Origin of the sequence: Novosphingobium sp., assembly GCF_036733805.1 — a bacterium.
Lineage (GTDB): Bacteria > Pseudomonadota > Alphaproteobacteria > Sphingomonadales > Sphingomonadaceae > Novosphingobium.
The window spans coordinates 36163-53189 of the sequence record NZ_DAIMZT010000015.1; the positions used below are offsets into that span (position 1 = coordinate 36163).

A 17027-nucleotide genomic window follows, 5' to 3' on the forward strand; every position below is an offset into this window, starting at 1 on the left:
CGACGTGGCGAAAAGCACGCGGCAATATGTTTTCGAAGGCATGGAATTGCTCCCCTCGGCGCTCACGCCCTTCGTGGAGAAGCGTCTGGAAAGCTCCATCAAGGGCCATTGGCAGCTGGAGGTAGTGCAGCGCGTTCAGGGGTTGCGGCCCAATTCCGCTGGCGAAGTTGGTTGGGATCAGCAAGGCCTGCTCAAGACCATGATGGCCTTCTGGAAGGATGCCTTCGCTACCGTGCTAGGCCATCCCGAGCGTTCCTACGTCTCTGAGTTGCTCGACGTCCGCAATAAGCTCTCGCACAACGAGACCTTCACCTACGACGATGCAGAACGTGCTCTCGATTCCATGCGGCGCTTGATGGAAGCAATCAGTGCGGGCGAAGTGTCAGATCAGCTTGGCAAGATGCGCGATACCATCCTGCGGACAAAGTTTTCCGAACTTCAGCGCAATGAGGAACGCCGCAAGACTCAGCGACTGGAAATTTCAGTCGAAACGGTAGCCGGCCTGCTTCCGTGGCGCGAGGTGGTGGAGCCGCATCAGGACGTCGCCACTGGTGAATTCCAGCAAGCCGAATTTGCTGCTGACCTCGCCAAGGTACATTCAGGCAGCGCGCCTCCCGAGTACCGCGATCCACGGCAGTTTTTCAGCCGCACCTATCTTACCGAAGGTCTGAGCACTCTGTTGGTCGGCGCTGCCAAGCGTCTCACAGGAAGTGGAGGCGACCCAGTCGTAGAACTGCAAACCAATTTTGGCGGCGGCAAGACGCACTCAATGCTGGCGCTCTACCATATGGCGGGACCCACGCCAGTTCAGGACCTTTCGGGCCTGGATCAGCTGCTCGATCAGTATGGGCTCACCGTGCCGAAGGATATCAACCGGGCTGTGCTCGTTGGAACGTCGCGCGGCCCCCAAGACGTGCTCAACGCAGACGGAGGCCGCAAGATCCGGACGACATGGGGCGAGTTAGCCTGGCAGCTGGGCGGGGCCGAAGCCTTTGACCTGATTGCCGAGAACGATGCCAATGGGATCGCGCCCGGCTCAAACCTGCTCGAAGCGATATTCAAGAAGTATGCGCCGTGCCTCATTCTGATCGACGAATGGGTCGCCTACTTGCGGCAGATTTACAAAGTGGAGGGGCTTCCCTCGGGCTCGTTCGACGCAAACCTGTCTTTTGTACAGTCGTTGACCGAGGCTGTGAAAGCCAGTCCCGGCACGCTGTTGGTCGCATCTCTTCCAGCATCGCAGATCGAAGTTGGCGGCGAAGGCGGTCAAGAAGCGCTGGCGCGATTGAAACAGACATTCAGCCGTGTGGAGTCCTCTTGGCGACCCGCCAGCCAGGAGGAGAGCTACGAGATCGTCCGCCGGCGGCTCTTCAAAGAGATACCGGGCGACCGGTTCCACCACCGCGACAACACCCTCAAGCAATTTGCCAAGCTGTACCGCGAGAATGCCAATGACTTCCCGCAGGGCTGCGCCGACGAGGACTATCGGCGTAAGTTGGAAAAGGCCTATCCGATCCACCCCGAACTGTTCGACCAACTTTACACCTGCTGGGGCTCGCTCGAGAAGTTTCAGCGCACACGTGGTGTGCTTCGCTTGATGGCGCAGGCCATTCACGAACTGTGGATGAGTGGCGACCCCTCCGTCATGATTATGCCCGGTAGCGTTGCAGTCAGTTCGCCTCGGGTGGAGCCCGAGCTGCTTCACTATCTGGACGTAAGCTGGCAGTCGATCATCGCGGGCGACGTCGATGGCACTGCGTCTACCCCGTACAAGGTCGATCAATCAGCTCCCAACCTCAACCGCTACTCGGCGACGCGCCGCGTGGCGCGCGCGATTTTCATGGGAACTGCGCCGACGCATCAGCAGCAGAACACCGGCCTCGACGACAAGCAGATAAATCTTGGCGTTGTCCAACCCGGCGAGAGGCCGGCCATTTTTGGAGACGCACTCCGGCGACTAACTAACCAGGCCAAATTCATGCATTCGGACCTTGGCCGGTATTGGTACTCGATGGCGGCCAGCCTCAATCGCATAGCCACGGACAAGGCCGCACAGATTGAGGCCGCTCTGGTCGATGTCACGATCGATGCGGAACTGGGCAAGTATGTAAACGGCCTTGCCGATCGCGGCCATTTCGACGCTGTCCAGGTCGCGCCTGCGAGCTCAGCTGAAGTACCCGATGAAGCCGGCGGCGTCCGCGCGGTCGTGCTGGGCGTTGCGCACCCGCATCATGGGCGCGATGGTTCGGAAGCCTTGGTCGAGGCCAAGGACATCTTGATGCAGCGTGGCAGCACCCCGCGCGTCTACCGCAACATGCTGGTGTTCATCGCGGCTGACTCAAGGCAGTTGGATAACCTCAAGGACGCTGTCCGGTCGGCGCTGGCCTGGTCAGAGATCGTTCGAGACATCGAGCGCCTGAACCTCACCCAGAGTGACAGTGCGCTCGCCAAGGCCAAACTGACAGAAGCCAATGAGACGGTGAAAACCCGCCTGAAAGAGGCATGGTGCTACTTGCATTATCCTGCTCAGGAGAGCGCTCAAGCAGACGTCGAGTGGGTGTCGGGCAAAATACCGGCTCAAGACGGCCTTCTGGCCAGGGCCAGCAAGAAGCTCGTCGCCGAAGAGGGGTTGCTCACCGAGCTTGGGCCCACGCGTCTCGATCGAGATCTCCAGAAGTACATCTGGAATGGCAAGCCGCACCTCTCGCTTCGAGACCTCCGCGAGTATCTCAGTCGCTACGTCTATCTGCCACGCCTCAAGAATCAGGAGGTTCTGATCAAGGCGGTGTACGCGGCAATCAGCGGCATGCTCCCTGGGCCGTTCGCCTATGCTGAGCGATGGGACGAAGGCTTAGGAACATATCTGGGACTCGCCATCGAACGCGCTTCGAATGCTATCGTAGTGATCGACAGCCACAGTCTCATCGTCAAACCGGATGTTGCCGAAGCAAACAGGCCGAAGCCAGCTACCCCTGATCCTATTGGTGAGCCCGGTTCGGCCGAACCTGAAAAACCGGGTGAAGAAGTTCCGGGTGGTGGCCAAACGCCGACACCGCAGCCCGAACGCAAGCCTACGCGTTTCAGTGGTTCCGTGCTCATCTCTCCCGACCGACCCGCGCGTGATATCCATCAGGTCGTCGAGGCCATCGTCGAACAGCTGACCACGCTTCCCGGATGCTCGGTAAAGTTGCGGCTTGAGATCGATGCCGATGTTCCCTCCGGCCTGGATCGAGCGAAGGTTAGAACGCTGATCGAAAATGCCACCACACTCGGCTTCCTCGACAAGTCGGTCGAATAGCCTTTCGGAGGTTTTGAGGAGAGATGGCGCTTGCAGCCGGGGGGCAGAATTTCCTGTCCTCCGGTCCTGTTTCTGCTATGTTCCGAGGAGCAATGAGATGAACGCCATCATGACGAATTTCGACATTGAAAACGCCGAGGCTCGCGGAACCCGCAAGTGGGAAGGGCTGTCTGAAATCGATCAGGCGATCCGCGATAATCGCCTGATGGAATATCGGATCAAGAAGTCATGGGCCGATCCGTGGTCGCGAGCCCTGACGGTTGTAGTCCTCCTTTTGCTCGTGATCTTCGCCGGCTTTGTGCTCTATTGGGATGCCTTGAAGGGCTGACGCTTCACCACTCTTTGACATCATCGGCGGCCTCAGCACTTGCGCCCTGTGCTCCCTTTGTGACGGCATCCAGACGTCCTCTTGATCCGCTGATCTTCTGGCGACCGGCAGCCTGAGCCCTCTGAACCTCATCATGGATATTGCCGGCGCCCACCTGTGGCACTGTGCCAGAGCCCCCTCCGCCAGTCTGCGCGCGCCCGCGTACTGATCCGGCGCCAGAGATAGCCGGACGGGACACGGGCTGTCCGGGGGCCAGGACTAGGCGATCTTCGATCCCGTCGCGAAGCTGCTCGGCATAACCTTCAATGAACTTGGCCTGCAACGCTTGGCCTTCCGGGCTGAGCTGGAAGGTCACGTCGTCGAACCGAACATTGCCGTAGAAGTCTCGGTTGCGCTCGATCTCGGCCAATCCCCATTCACGGTAGGCTTGGGACAGATTGAGGCTTCCTGCCGCGCTGTTGCCCTTGAAGAACGATGCTTGGCTTTCGAGGCGGTTGGCAAGTTCCTCGGCGCGCCTTGCCTCGCGGCTGTAGCTTTGCGCTTCGGTGAGGGACGCGTTCATGCCGCTTGCCGAGCTTGAAATTGAGGAGCTGCTAGAGGTGCTGACTGACCGAACGAAACCGTCGCGGGTACTCGACCAATTCCTGCTGTCGGACATCTGGGCCAAGCTACCGAAGATCCGCGAGCGGTCCTCCGACGCAATGCCAATGTCGCTGTCGGTCCACGCCTGGTTTCTCCCTCCCTTGGCGCCGATGTTGGCGGAAGCGACTCCGTTCGTCACGCCAGCGCTCGCGCCAGCTTCTCCGTTCAAGAACCAAGCTACGGTGATGTCGTCCGCTGCCCTGCGCGAGAGCCCGAACTGCCGTTGCAGATTGGTGGAGGCCTGATCGACCTCGCTGAAGGCGGTCTGGATGCTGTCGGAGTTGGACGTGCCGGTTGAGCTCTCGAAAGCCGAGCCGCGGCTGAACTGATCTCTCAATTCCCGGAACCTTGTCACAGCGCTGGCGGTCGATTCCGTCGCGACATTCGCATAGCTCTCGCTGTTCGAACGAGCCTGCGATGCCATTGTTGACAGGCGCGCGGTGAACTCCTGGCCCAAGCTCGGCGTGAAGGGGTAGCTCGAGTTCGGGATCTGGTCGTAGCTGCCTTCGGGAAAGCTCGTGGTCATCGAGCCTGACTCGCTGAAGGTTCGGGTCTGAGCGGCGCCATAGGTAAAGCTCGGCGCGATCGTCCCCTGCGCGAATTGCCGGGTCAGTACGGTCGAATTCTCGAAGCTGGTATTGCCGAGCGCGACGTTGCCGGTGCTTGCCTCGCGCGCGGCCTCTTCGGCGGCATTCTGGCTCGGATTGAGATAGCTGGTCGCGTGGTGCGAAATAGCCATCGCGCCCTTGGCGACCCCGCCGGCGAGAAAGGGCACCGAGGCTATAAGGTAGCCTGCCAGCAGCCCGATATCGCTGTTGACGTCGGCCATGCCAGTAAAGCTCGCAAGACTGAGGCCATTGCTTCCGGCGACCGCCGCCATGTCGGTGGCGCCCTTGTACATCAGCATCATGTGCAGGATCACAAAAAGCGGCCCCCAGGCGGCGAGATAGAAGAAGCCGGTGACATAACCCTTGAGGGCAACCGGGCCGCCCTTGGGCAGCAGGAACAACGGAAAGAGGACCGGGAAGAGGGCGTAGAACAGAACAGTCAGGACGATGTTCAGGAGCGGCACCCACTTCATCGCATTGCTCGCGATCGAGCTATAGGTGCGTTCGGTCTGGATGTCGGCGCGCGTCTGGGAATAGACGTCGACACTCGACGCCCCGCTGCCGCCGGCCATCGAATGCATCGCCTGGCTCATCGCGTTGATCGTCAGCGTCTGCTTGAAAATTTCGGTCGCATTGGCCGAGACGCCGCTCAGATATTGATAGGCCACGGGCAGGTCGGCGAACAGTTTGGCCTTGGCGAGCGCCGCTGTCTGGTTGGGATAGAGCTGGCGGCCGAAAACGGTGCCCATGTCATCGACAAGGCCCGCCCACTGATTGTTTAGCGCATCATAAGCTTCCCGGCAGGTCACGATGCTCGAGGTTACCTGGCCCGAGGTCGCATCACGGGTCAGGAAGCGCTGTGCCCGGGCCTGACTGCCCGGTGCGATCGTTGCCCAGATGTCGTTGGATTCGGCGAGCTGCTTCATCGAATAGCGGCCGAGCAGCACGTCGTAGAAGACGCATTGCCGGAAGTGCTCGTCGAGGTTGGCGGCAAATTCGGGATCAGAGATGCGCAGCGACCGCGTGGCGTCATAGAGCCTGGCGCCATAGATCATGCCGTTCTTGGAGTAATTGAGATCGCCGGGTAGGCCGAACACGACCTCGGCCGAGCCGGTGAGATAATCGCCCACCTGGCTGGTGAAGCTCGCCATGAGTGCGAGACCCAAGGGCACATTGCTGACATTAGCCGGAGCAAGACTGGGATTGAGTCGGTCGGTCACATGGACGTCGAGACGCGGCACCATCAGGCAGGAGTAAATCAGGGTCGCGCCCAGGAACCAGTTGATCCAGGCGCGCCAGTCCTGATTGAAGGCGAGCGTGAGGGCGGACAGGCCGAGGCCCATCACCATGACGACCTGAAGCAGGCTCTTGTAACCGCCATTGCCGGTCCAGGCCGCGACCGCCTGAAACACGTTCACCAGATAATCGCCGCCGCCGACCGTGAAGATTTCGACCATGTCTCGTGTCCCGCTTGGGTTTGCGCTCTGGGGAATCAGTGAGTGAGGGCGCGGTTCTGGACGCCGCGCGACCAGTCGAGCGAGGCGGCCATGCCCGGAGACAGGGAGGCTGCGAGGACGTTCTCGATGAACGCCGTCTTCTCGATGATCTGCATGATCGCGTTGACCTTGAGGTGCGTGTTCGCCTGCCGGTCGGTAAGCGCCTGGCGCACCACGTTGACCTGACCCTGCCACATGGCGATCTTCGCCTCGTCCGCGCCGATGAAGCTCGACATCGAGCGGCCGGCCTCCCCGACGATGCGGTCGAGAACGGCAAACAGCAGATCGACGCTTGCGATTTCGGCCAAGGTCTCACGATCGTCAGTCGGCATGCCGCGGCCATAGGCCGCCTGCACCGTCAGGATCTTGTAGAGCGGCGCCGACGAGACCTGCAGCAGTTCCTTCTGCGCCTCGGTGATTGCCGTATCGTCGCGGATCGCCTGGACCATGCCGGCGATGAGCGCGGAGACACGCGGCCGCAGGGCCTTCGAGGCCGGCAGGCTCAGCGACTTGAACCCCGGATCAAGGCACTTGTCGGGCTCGTCGCAATGAAAGATCAGGACATTGCTGCCGCTCGTGCCATCGAGCAGCGACGTCACGAGAGTGGATGAAGATTCCCCGACGATCGGCACGAACTTGCCCGGCTCGTCATCCTTAGGCGGCACATAGATGATCGTGCCGAGGAGCGTCATGGCGTATTCGGCAAGCTCCTGGTCGAACGTGCCGTTCGGCGAGAAGAACGCGGACTTCTTGAGGATGGTCCAGGTGTAGTTGCGCGCGACGCCCGTGTTGACGTCGTCATACTTCCCTGCGCCCTGGGCGGTGGTACTGGCGCGCTGGCCTTTGGTCCCGCAGCCGTGCTTGGCGGCCGCATAGTCAGTGAAAATCCCCTCGGAATTGCCGATCGCCTCGCAGATCGCCTTGTCGGCGAGATCGCCCTTGGGCCAGATTCCGCCCACCAGACCCTGGGCCAGTTCGCAGCTGTTGATGTTGAGATTGTTCATGAGCTGAGCCTTCTGGCTGAACTCCTGCATGATCTTCGAGCACTCGGGGCAGACCGTGTCGATCGCCAGGCTGAAGGCAAAGCCCACGGCGTTGTTCGCGACCGCCTTCAGCATGGCGACGATCTCGCTCGCGTTGATGAAGCTGAAGGAGCCGGCAAAGATGTCGATGCCGCCGCAGCCGGCGCGGGCGCGTGGCAGTTGCAGGTTTGCAATGTTGGTCGTCTTCTGCGGGAAGCGCGTCCAGATGTTGCCAAGGCTGTAATAGCCCGCCGATTGCCCCTGGTAGGCGGTCGGGCCGTTGACGTTCGCCGCGCCGCCAACATCGTTGAGGAACGAATCCATCGAACTGCCGACGTCGGCGGAGACGCTAGCGAGGGGGAGGGTGGCCGCGACGATCGCGGCGATGACGCGTTTCATTCTAGTAGTCACGTCCGGCTTCCTTCGAAGTGAGGAGATAGATGCGGTCCTGAAGCTCGTCGGCGGACATCACGCCGTAGCCGATCGGAATCGCCTGGCCCTTGGCGGCATCCCACAACACGACGGCCGGGGTGATCTTGGGCTCGAGCCCCATGCGGCTTCGCTGGTTGGTCTCGACCGCATAGGCCGGGAAGTGCCGGGAGGGGCCGCCATCGGTCGAGATCGCGCGTACCGTGATGTGCCAGGTCGTGGCGACGCTTTGCACGATCGGCGACATCACCTCACAGGCGCCGCAGCTCTGGGCGAAGAAATAGAACAGGCCGTAGCGCTCGGAGAGATGCGCCATCACGGTGTTGCGTTCCGCACCGCGCGCGTCCTGCCATTGGCGTTTGCCCAGTGTGGAGACGGGCCGCTGCAACGTGTAGTCGAGGTCGGGATCCTGCCAGATCGCGCGCTGCCAGACGTCGCTGAACAGTGATGCCCGGTCGAGCTGCTCGCGCTGGAAGCGAATGTAGGCCGTCACATTGGTCGGAGTTGGCTCGAGGATCGCCTTCGCCTTGAGTTCCCGCAGTTCGGCGGTGACCGCATCGAGTTGGCTAGTCGCGCTAGCCGTGGGCGGCGCCTGCGCGTTGTCTCGCTCGGGCGGCTTTGGCCGCGAACAATAGAACCAGTATCCAAGCCTGCGCTCCTGGCAGTAGAAGCTGTCCTGGCTGTCATCGGTTGTGACGAGCGGCGGCTCCCCGGCCCGCGCTGGAGCGGTGACAAAGGGATAGGTGGTGGTGAGGGCGAGGCTGGCGGCCAGAAGCCGCCGGCTGACCTTACTGGCGCGCGCGAGCATAGTAGTCCTCGATCTTCTGCTGGATTTCTTGTGTTGCCTGCAGTTCGTCGGGCAGGCGGGCGGCATCGGTGAACTCGGCGTAGACCTCGCTGAAATCCATTTTCGAGAGGTCGAGCCGGGCAAACTCGTCGATGGTGAAGCCGAGGCACTGCTCGGTCTTGGGCTTGCCCCAGGGCTTGTTCAGCTGTTGACGGCCTTGCTCCTGCAGGATCCGCGAGAGCTTGGATTCAAAGCAGCAGTAGACCTTCCGCTTGGTCAGGCACACGCCGAGGAAGGACGACGAGCAGTAGGTCCCGACATAGGCGCACAGGCCTTGCGCATCCTTCTGGTGGAGCAGCATCTCCTCGCGGCTACAGCCCAGCGCCACGAGCAACTGGATGCCCGGGATGAGCGGGAAGCCCTTGCCCTTGCAGCAGTTGAGCACGCCGAAGACCTTGGATGAGCAGGTCTCGCGCGTTCCCTTGAACAGGGTGAGATTGTCGGGATCGAATTCGCGCCGGGCCTGGTTCATCGCGTTCAAGGCAACGACGGCATCCTTGAACTCGTCATTGGCCTCGCGCTCGATCGTCTCGCACGACCCGTCGATGCAGTAGACATCGCCATCGCAAATGAACTGATTGGTGCTCGCCGGCTGGTCGGGCACCGGGCAGTCGTAGACGCGCTCCCAGGTCCGGCAAGGCTCGTCGGTCAGGCAGTCTTCGCGCACCAGATTGCAGCCGGGCGTGGTTTCGAGCGCCTGGCAGTCCTGCGCTTGCGTGAACTTCGCACAGGTATAGCTGCGCGACCAGGCCCAGCATGGCTGTGTGACGGAAACCCCATCGACGATGCGCGTGACCGGATCGCTGTCGGTGCAGCTCTCGGTGTCCTGCTGGCAGGTGCTGTCTGATGCTAGCCCCGCGCATTGGCTCTCGTCGCGGGTTGTCGTGACGACGTTCTCGCCGGTCACCGTGTACGGCGTGGCACCATCGATTGGCGACGTGCAGCTCATTTCGTTGATCGTAAACGACGTACAGCCGAACGAGGGGTCGCAGATGTTGACCGGGATGGACTGAACGAGGCGGCATTGCGGCGCGGGGTAGCGCGCGCAGTCGTAAACCGCGTTGGGGTCGCCCGAGGCGGGCAAACAATAATAGCCGTAGGCCTGCCGCTGCTCGACTTTGGCGACCAGCGCGACCGGGCAGTTCCGCGTTTCCTGGGTTGCCGTATAGCCAGTGTTGCAGGTGGCCATGTACCGGCTGGCGGTGCCGCTCCCCGGAGGCAGGGGGACGCAGCGCCCCTGGTTACCGCTTATGCCCATCCCGCTGGTATAGGAGAGCGGGTCGTCGCCGATGACCCTGCTGCGCGCTATGGTGGCATCGAGGTCCTGCGGCGCGAAGCGCGCGCGCCGGTCCATCGAGTCCCGCATCGTCCGGTAGCCAGTGCTCGACGTTGCCTGACTGGCGGCCTCCCGGCTCATCCGGTCCGGATCGTCGAAATAACCCGACTGGCTCGGCACGCCGCCGAAATTGGGGATGCGGCTCGCATCGGGGTCGGTGGTGGCAGCCCCCTGTGCTGCGGCGGCCTTGTCGCGGCCAAAGGCCTTGCCGTCCGCTTTTGCCGCATCGGTCGTCGTCTGGGCACGAAGCGGTACGACCGGGTTGAAGGTGGTGGCAGCAAGACAAGCGAGGGCGAGGAGCAGCCGTTTCATGGGACGGGCCTTTCGAGGCGGGCAAGATGTTGGGCGGCGAGCAACGCTCCGGGGCCGCCGCCGCGCGCGAAGGCCTCCAGTGCGTAGTGAGCCGTCACGTTGCCGGTCATGCGGTCGTGCGGGGGAACCTCGCTCTTGCAGTCAAATCCGTCGCAGAGATCGAAGTCACTGCTGGTAACGACATAGGTCGGAGCGGCATCGATCCCGAAAGCGCGGAACAGCCGAGGATCGATCCCGACGCCGTCCAGTTGCTCGCCCTCACGGGCGACCTTGGACAGTGCGGCGGTCAGCGCCTTGGCGCTGTTTTGCGGAAGCCCGCGAAAAACCACGACGCCGCCGGCGCGAGTCACATCTTCGATCATCGCGCGAAGCGCCGTCGGCGGCATCGAAGTGCTGGCGAAGGCGATGAACCGGGGCGCCTGACCCATGCCTTCGCTCGTCATCGCGCCCGCGGCGGCGACCATCTTGTCGAAATCGAAGGTGCTGTCCGGACCGACCCGTTGGGCGTTCGCCGCCTCCCCGACGTAGCGCTTGCCGTGGGCCTCAGCGCCCGCCGCACTCGTTCTTGCCTCGTCGGCCACACTTTCGGCGCGGGAACGGGCATTCGCCGCGAGGGCGTCGGCTTCGGCCGCCTGCACGGCGGCACGCGCGCGGATCGCCTCCAGATCGAGGTCGGATCCTGCGGTCTGCGCCGCGGCGCCAGCAAAAGCGGCAACGCTTGCAACGCACGCGATTACAGCGAGATGAGGAAATGTCTTCATAGCGCACAACAGTTCCGCTTGCGCCAGACCAGATAGCCCATGTCCTCGCCGATGGCGGGGTAGACCTGGCCTGCCGACATGAAGGTGGTGGAAGCGCCAATGGGCGCGCAGGCGTAGCGGCCCTTGGTCTGCGGATTGGGATTGGTGGCCTGAAAGCGGTATTGTTGCTTGCGCATCACCGGCATCAGGTATTTGCCGCAAAGACCCTTGCTACCCATCGTGCCCCAGGCGACGAGCTCGCGGTGGAGCTTGTAGGAGAAGCGGGCGAGTGCGAGCCGAGAGGCCTGGACGTGACCGATCGTCGCCGAGATGTTGCCGTTGAGCGGGTACATGGTTCCCTGGCAGCCGGCGCACCAGAACAGTTCGTCGGTTGGCAGTTTCGCCGTCGCCGCCACGCAATCGGCGGCACAGGCGGCAAGCGCCAAGGGATTGGCGAAGAGGACCACCTCGGGATTGATGATCGCGGTGAGTTCGCTGTCCTGCCAGAGCGGATCGATCTCGGTGATGTAGAGGATGTCGATCGAGCCGGACTCAAGACACAGGAAATCCGCGACGATCTCCATCCAGTAGATCAGCGGATAGGCGTACCAGTGGACGTGCCACTGCGAGTTGTACTGCGTCGCACCGCCCACGGCCGAGGGGCCGGCCATCGACTTGAAGCCGATGTCAAAACCCGGATCGAGCTTCATCCCACCCAGATTGACGAAGCACCACGGCTTCATGCTGACGTCGGCAAGGCGGACCGGCTCCCAAAAACCCATCGCGATCCCGGGCCTGAGGCCGCACAGACAGACAGGGAGCGCCGGATTACCCGTGTCGGGGCGGCTCGAGGGCCAGATCTTCAGGCCGCCGATCGAGATCGGGAACAGGCAGGACCAGCAGATGTCGGTGATGGGGTTGACGAACTTGCCCGTGCAGCGGCCCGGCCCTGCGGAGGCTTGAGCGGGTGCGCTGACCGCAAGGCTCAGGCTCGCGAACAGCAATATGCCGCAAAGCCGTGCGAAGATGCCCTTTTTCCTGTTCATGACGGGGTTCGCTCCTGCGGCTTGATCGGCAATTCCTTGACGATGAGGATGCGGCCCTGCTGCTCGACGGTGGCCGGTACCGCGCGAATGCCGAAGTGCTTCACGAGGGTGCCGCCCTGGTCGAAATAGAAGCGGCGCTGGCGGGCCTTCATGAGTTCGAGCGGGGCACCGCGCACGAGGATCAGCTTCGCGGCGGTTGGACCGAAACGTCGGCTCGCCCAGGCCAGCTGAGCGGGATCATCGCCGTCGAGAAAGACGAGGGGAGCGCGAAGCGGAACCGTGTCGAGTGGATTGACCCGCGTACCTGCCGCGATGACGGTCCGCCCCTTGTCGTCGGCGATATCCCGTTCGACCGTGATCGTCGGATCGAACCGCCACACCCGGGTATCGGCGGCCAAACTCACCCCGGCGACAGGTTCGGGCCGGTTGACCCGCGCGATGGTTCGCCGCTTCAACTCCTCGTTGAGCCGTGCAGTCTCGCCGGTCGCTTCCAGGTGCTGGAGACGGGCGTGAATCTGCCGAAGCAGATCCGGCTCGATCACCGGCCAGACGGCCCCCTGCTGGCCGTAATCGCGCGCCGCGGCAGGCATTGCGCCGACCGTGCAGCCAAGGAGGAGACCGAGGGCGAGGAAGCGGTGTGTCACAGGATCGGCCTCCCCACACCCAGAATGCGCTGACGGCAGATCCAACCGATCGCCGCATAGCGACTGTCGAAGCCGTCCTTGTGCCCGGTCGTCACGAAGTAGCAGCCTCTGGGCACCGTGCCGGTAGGGCCGAGGGCCAGCGACTCGCCCCGCCGGCTCTTGAGCTTCGCTTTGGCGACCTGGCGGCCGTTGACGAAGTAGACGCGGTCTTTTTCGGTGACGACGTCACCCGGCATGCCGCTGACGCGCTTGCCGAAGGGTTTCGGCTCCTTGCCGAAATGCTTCGCGAGGAGCGGCGAGGCTGGCGGATCGAACAGGATGATATCGCCGCGCTGCGGAGCGGCTCCGCGATCGAGCCAGATCGCCCAGTAGGGCAGGCTCGGGCTCGCGTTGATCATCAGCGCATGGCCTGCCGCAAAGGCGGCCAGCGACGAGAGCGCGAATGCCCCGGCGCCGAGACCACTCCAGAGCGCTACGCGGCGCCATGTCGGGGATCGGAAGATGATATCAGCGGCGCGCATCGGGAATGGCTCCCATCCGGCGCTCGACATCGACGCGCACGGTTTCGGTGAAGTCGGGGGTGCTGCCGGCAACCACAGCTTCGGCGACCAGGACGGTGCGTCCGTCGCGCGCCAGGCGCTGGACGGATGCCTCGACCGCCTGGAGGTAGGCTTGCACCCGCTGCTTGGTTTCTTCCGGCGTCCGCCCCGCGCGAGCTTCGGCTTCGATGAAGTCGCCCATGATGCGGCTCAGTTGCACCGTTACGACCTCGCGCTTGCGGAGATCGAGGAGTGCTTGGGTCGCCCAGACGCCCCAAAGGGTTGAGCCGAGCATACTCAACGCAAGCGCTATCGCGGTAAGGTTGAGCCCGGAAAGCCGATTCGAAACAGTTGATGTTGCCAGAATGTTCTTCACAGCTCTTCCTCCCGGAGTCCGTCCGCGACCTCATTGAGGAAGCGCGGCATGCGCCAGATCGCCATCAGGGTGGCGAGACCGATGAGACCGAACTTCAGTTCTTCGACGAAGCCAGACTGGCGAGCGGCATCGGCCGACAGAAAGCGGTCGGCCAGATTGGCGACCTGCGCGAAAAACACGTCCACGCTGCCTCCCGAAATCATCAGGAAGAAGAGCAGCGGCAGGCCAAGCGTCATCAGATAGGTCGAGGCAAGGAAACCGCCGGCCTTGATGAGGATGAAGCAGGTATCCGCGGCGTGCCGGCGCCAGGTTGGCCCGGGCGGAAGATCGAGGCCTTCGTCCAGCTGGGGTTCGTGAGCCCGATCGAAGGGAGTGACGACATGAAGAGGCATAGAATCAATAATCCTTGAATGAAGGGAGATTTCAGGAGCGATTGGCGAAGGCGATCCGCTCGATCGCGTCGGCGAGCTGGTGGCCTCGGGCGATCTCGGCGTCGATCGCGGCAAAGGTCTGCGGAGAGCTCGAAAAGAGCGTTGCCGAATAGTCGTCGAGGACGAGCCGGCCGATCGCCTCGGTCTCCGGCCCCTTGATGAAGACCTCCGAATAGTCGTTGCCCGAGCGCTTGAGGCTGCGGATCAAGGTTTCGGTCCGGTCGTCCATGTCGAGGCGCTTCGATGCCTTGAAGTCGGCGATGGTCTCGGGCTTCTGCTGGAGGATCAGCATCCAGTCGCTGTTTTCGAGTGCGGCAGTCGCGCCATCGGACTTGTAATAGTCGTTGAGCGATTGGGTGGCGGTGGCGAGCGCCCCGCCGTATTTGCGGCAGGTGCGGGCATAGGTCTCGACGAACTCGCCCATCGAGCCGCCCTTCAGCATCGACCACGCCTCGTCGATCAGCAGCAGCTTCCGAACCGAGCGAGGGCTGCGGGTCATCGCCTGACTGGTCATGAACATGATGGCGGACAGCACAACCGCGCGCAGTTCCTCCCGGCTCGCGAGGTCCGACATCTCGAAGACCGTGAAATCGGCATCGAGGTCGAGGCTGGCCTGCCCCTCGAAGAAGGCTCCGTAGGTCCCGCCGGCCATGAACGGGGCGAGAGCCGTCGCGAGATCGGCGGCGGCCTCGCTGCCGAGGGCCACAAGGGCATCGCCAACGGCGGTGATGCTCGCATCGGCGCCATGTTCGTTCCACACGGAATTGACCGCCCGGTCGATCAGACCGCGTTCGGTATCGTTGAGGCGGGCGGAGTGCCGGGCCATCTGGCCAACGATCGCCTTGATCATCCCGAAACAGTCGAGGCGGTAATCTTCGTCGGCCTGAGCCCGCGTGACATCGATCATCGAGAAGGGATTGAGGCAGAAGCCTGCCTTCATCGTGAACTCGACGAAGCGTCCGCCCTGGAGCTTGACCGAATGCTCGAAGCTGCGGCCATCGTCGATGACCACCACCTGCGCACCCGCCCCGCGCAGCGCCGCGCACATCTCCTGGAGCAGCACCGATTTGCCCGAGCCCGACTTGCCGCAGATCGCGACATTGTGGTTCCCGGCATCATTCTCGAACGGCGACCAGAAGAAGGGCTGGCCCCGGCGTCCGACGAAGAGCAGATGCGGATGAGCACTGCCCAGATATTCGCCCTGCATCGGGGCGATGTTGGCGGCCGTCGTCGACAGCACCGTCTTGAACCGCTTCAGCCGCTCCATATCCGCGCCAAGCCCGTCGGCCAGCGTCAACGGCATGGCTGCCAGCAAACCCTGGACCTGGAGATAGCGCTCGTCGGCGAGATCCCAGCCGGCAGCCTTGTAGATCGACTTGATGGCCCGCTCGTGGCGGTCGCCCGATCCAAGCGGCGAGAAGGCCGTCAGGCCGTAGAAGACCCGGACAAGCCGGCGCCCTTCCTGGAGCTCGGACTGTACATGCTGCCACTCGGCTGCCTGCTCGCCGATGCGCGGCAGGAAACGAGCGCTGCGCGTGCCGGAAAGGCTCGTCGTGCGCATGAACTTGAATCCAGCCTTTGCCGCAGCGGCTTCCTGATCGGGATAGACTAGGCAAAGCATGGTCGCGGTAGGACATGGGAAACGCAGCTTGTCGGTGAAGAGGTCGCCGATCAGCCGCGCGCATTCCCACGGTGCCCATCGCTGCGGCATGTTGCGCGACGCATAGTGCCGCACGTCGAAGGCGTCGGGATAGACAGTGCCGATCTCGGGCACGCCGTCGTTGACCTTGCCAGTGGGTCGGAACCGCTCGGTGCGGAGCTGCATCCGATCCTCGTGGACGACGAGCTCGATGTCGTGACGGATGGCTTGGGCAGCAATCGGGTCGTTGGGATTGTAGGGAACCGCATCGTCCTGCGGTGCGGTGGTCGGCGAGGTCAGATCGTCGATCACCGCGATGAGTTCCTGCGGACCCACTTCGGCCACGCCGAGATTGAGGGACTTGAGCATCGCGATCAGGCCATCGCGGGTGTGCTTGAGATCTTCGTTGCTCGTCGCCTTCGCGGCGGGAACGCCGACCGACACGATCACCTGGTGATGGCGGGCATGGAACGGAGCATCGCTCGAGCCTGACTGCCAGACGAGACTGTAGAGCCGCTTTGCCCGGTGCCGGGCGATCGCTTCATAGACGCCGCCCTGGACGTAGCGCGGTGCAAACCAGGGAGCGACGATCCGGCTGATGCGAGGGCTGGCAAGGTGCAGCACCTGCAGGCAGGCGCCCGCCGGTAGCCCCTCGGAGAAGAACTGCCCCAGGATCTCGCCGGTCCGTTCATCGGCCCCGATCAACGGGGTCACCGAAAGGATGAATCCCTTCGACCGCGCGTTGAAATAGAGCCGGCTCTGGGGATCATAGACCCGGTAGGGAAGCCAGTCCGACAGCATGTCGAGCATCAGCTGGGGGCGGCCCTTTTCGGCATGCTCCGCATCGCCCAGCAGACCCGAGAGGACCCGGTCGACAATCGACTTCAGTTTCTCGGCCATCACCTGTGATCCTTGTTGGGCGCGGCCTTGGCCGCTGCTGCCTTGGCGGCTTCGATCGCCTCGATGCTCGGGAAATTCGGGGGCGTCCGCTGGACAAGAGGCCGAGGGGTTCGATCATGCGGGGGCGGCACGTCGAACCCCTCGACCGCCGGCGCTTTGGCACCGGCAATGGCCTCGCGCGCCGTGGAGGGGAGGACCGGCGGCGAGGCAACTTGCGTATCGAGGGCGGGAGGAGCGGCGAGTGAAAAGGGCGAGGCTTCAGGTACGGCATCGGATGCTCCGCGCGCCGGCTCGGACTCCTCGATCATGTTTGACGGCGCATCATCGGCAATGGCCTCCTTCCTTTGCTGCGCCGATTTGAGCTTTCGCCGCAGCTCGCGCATGAGCGGCGGGG

13 protein-coding genes and 1 pseudogene are annotated in these 17027 nt (G+C 63.0%); 2 read left to right on the plus strand and 12 right to left on the minus strand.

Features of this window, described 5'->3' with window-relative positions; genetic code table 11:
* Positions 1-4 precede the first annotated feature (4 nt).
* Together V7D69_RS05760 and V7D69_RS05765 are read left to right on the plus strand one after the other, a co-directional pair.
* Positions 5-3298: a DUF499 domain-containing protein gene (locus tag V7D69_RS05760; RefSeq protein ID WP_333605317.1), complete on the plus strand. Its 3294-nt coding sequence runs from the start codon at positions 5-7 to the stop codon at positions 3296-3298.
* A 97-nt stretch (positions 3299-3395) separates the two neighbouring features.
* On the plus strand, positions 3396-3626 hold the full coding sequence (locus V7D69_RS05765) for a hypothetical protein (RefSeq protein WP_333605318.1): 231 nt from the start codon (positions 3396-3398) through the stop codon (positions 3624-3626).
* Positions 3627-3630: 4 nt separating this feature from the next.
* On the opposite strand, the gene V7D69_RS05770 is transcribed toward V7D69_RS05765, so the two are convergent.
* The 12 genes and pseudogenes from V7D69_RS05770 to V7D69_RS05825 form a co-directional block, all read right to left on the minus strand.
* Positions 3631-6333: a conjugal transfer protein TraG N-terminal domain-containing protein gene (locus tag V7D69_RS05770; RefSeq protein WP_333605319.1), complete on the minus strand. Its 2703-nt coding sequence runs from the start codon at positions 6331-6333 to the stop codon at positions 3631-3633.
* 35 nt (positions 6334-6368) lie between these two features.
* Complete coding sequence (locus V7D69_RS05775; protein WP_333605320.1) at positions 6369-7793, minus strand: conjugal transfer protein TraH; 1425 nt, start codon at positions 7791-7793, stop codon at positions 6369-6371.
* 1 nt (position 7794) lies between these two features.
* The gene (locus V7D69_RS05780; RefSeq protein ID WP_333605321.1) at positions 7795-8631 is read right to left on the minus strand and encodes a conjugal transfer protein TraF; all 837 of its coding nucleotides are present in this window, start codon (positions 8629-8631) and stop codon (positions 7795-7797) included.
* Complete coding sequence (locus V7D69_RS05785) at positions 8612-10318, minus strand: conjugal transfer protein TraN (RefSeq protein ID WP_333605322.1); 1707 nt, start codon at positions 10316-10318, stop codon at positions 8612-8614. Before V7D69_RS05785 ends, V7D69_RS05780 begins: the two co-directional genes overlap by 20 nt.
* A complete protein-coding gene (trbC, locus tag V7D69_RS05790; protein ID WP_333605323.1) occupies positions 10315-11079 on the minus strand; it encodes a type-F conjugative transfer system pilin assembly protein TrbC in 765 nt (254 codons plus the stop codon). The genes V7D69_RS05785 and trbC overlap by 4 nt, the downstream gene beginning before the upstream one ends.
* Entirely contained in the window at positions 11076-12104 is a 1029-nt protein-coding gene (traU, locus tag V7D69_RS05795) for a conjugal transfer pilus assembly protein TraU (protein WP_333605324.1), read from the minus strand. The genes trbC and traU overlap by 4 nt, the downstream gene beginning before the upstream one ends.
* Complete coding sequence (gene traW, locus V7D69_RS05800; RefSeq protein ID WP_333605325.1) at positions 12101-12748, minus strand: type-F conjugative transfer system protein TraW; 648 nt, start codon at positions 12746-12748, stop codon at positions 12101-12103. The genes traU and traW overlap by 4 nt, the downstream gene beginning before the upstream one ends.
* Positions 12745-13269: a S26 family signal peptidase gene (locus V7D69_RS05805; protein WP_333605326.1), complete on the minus strand. Its 525-nt coding sequence runs from the start codon at positions 13267-13269 to the stop codon at positions 12745-12747. The genes traW and V7D69_RS05805 overlap by 4 nt, the downstream gene beginning before the upstream one ends.
* Positions 13256-13663 (minus strand): type-F conjugative transfer system protein TrbI, encoded by a 408-nt coding sequence (locus V7D69_RS05810; protein WP_333605327.1) that lies wholly within the window; start codon positions 13661-13663, stop codon positions 13256-13258. Before V7D69_RS05810 ends, V7D69_RS05805 begins: the two co-directional genes overlap by 14 nt.
* Positions 13660-14055, minus strand: a complete 396-nt coding sequence (locus V7D69_RS05815; RefSeq protein ID WP_333605328.1) for a hypothetical protein — start codon at positions 14053-14055, stop codon at positions 13660-13662. The genes V7D69_RS05810 and V7D69_RS05815 overlap by 4 nt, the downstream gene beginning before the upstream one ends.
* A gap of 31 nt (positions 14056-14086) precedes the next feature.
* Positions 14087-16633 (minus strand): type IV secretion system protein TraC, encoded by a 2547-nt coding sequence (gene traC / locus V7D69_RS05820; protein WP_333605329.1) that lies wholly within the window; start codon positions 16631-16633, stop codon positions 14087-14089.
* A pseudogene (locus V7D69_RS05825) lies at positions 16633-17027 on the minus strand (conjugal transfer protein TraV); the annotation flags it as partial. The pseudogene V7D69_RS05825 and the gene traC, both read right to left, overlap by 1 nt.

Coding starts and splice junctions, on each gene's coding strand:
- traU (WP_333605324.1), bottom strand. CDS start 12,104: ATGAACAGGAAAAAGGGCATCTTCGCACGGCTTTGCGGCATATTGCTG.
- V7D69_RS05765 (WP_333605318.1), top strand. CDS start 3,396: ATGAACGCCATCATGACGAATTTCGACATTGAAAACGCCGAGGCTCGC.
- V7D69_RS05815 (WP_333605328.1), bottom strand. CDS start 14,055: ATGCCTCTTCATGTCGTCACTCCCTTCGATCGGGCTCACGAACCCCAG.
- V7D69_RS05780 (WP_333605321.1), bottom strand. CDS start 8,631: ATGCTCGCGCGCGCCAGTAAGGTCAGCCGGCGGCTTCTGGCCGCCAGC.
- traC (WP_333605329.1), bottom strand. CDS start 16,633: ATGGCCGAGAAACTGAAGTCGATTGTCGACCGGGTCCTCTCGGGTCTG.
- V7D69_RS05770 (WP_333605319.1), bottom strand. CDS start 6,333: ATGGTCGAAATCTTCACGGTCGGCGGCGGCGATTATCTGGTGAACGTG.
- trbC (WP_333605323.1), bottom strand. CDS start 11,079: ATGAAGACATTTCCTCATCTCGCTGTAATCGCGTGCGTTGCAAGCGTT.
- V7D69_RS05785 (WP_333605322.1), bottom strand. CDS start 10,318: ATGAAACGGCTGCTCCTCGCCCTCGCTTGTCTTGCTGCCACCACCTTC.
- V7D69_RS05775 (WP_333605320.1), bottom strand. CDS start 7,793: ATGAAACGCGTCATCGCCGCGATCGTCGCGGCCACCCTCCCCCTCGCT.
- V7D69_RS05805 (WP_333605326.1), bottom strand. CDS start 13,269: ATGCGCGCCGCTGATATCATCTTCCGATCCCCGACATGGCGCCGCGTA.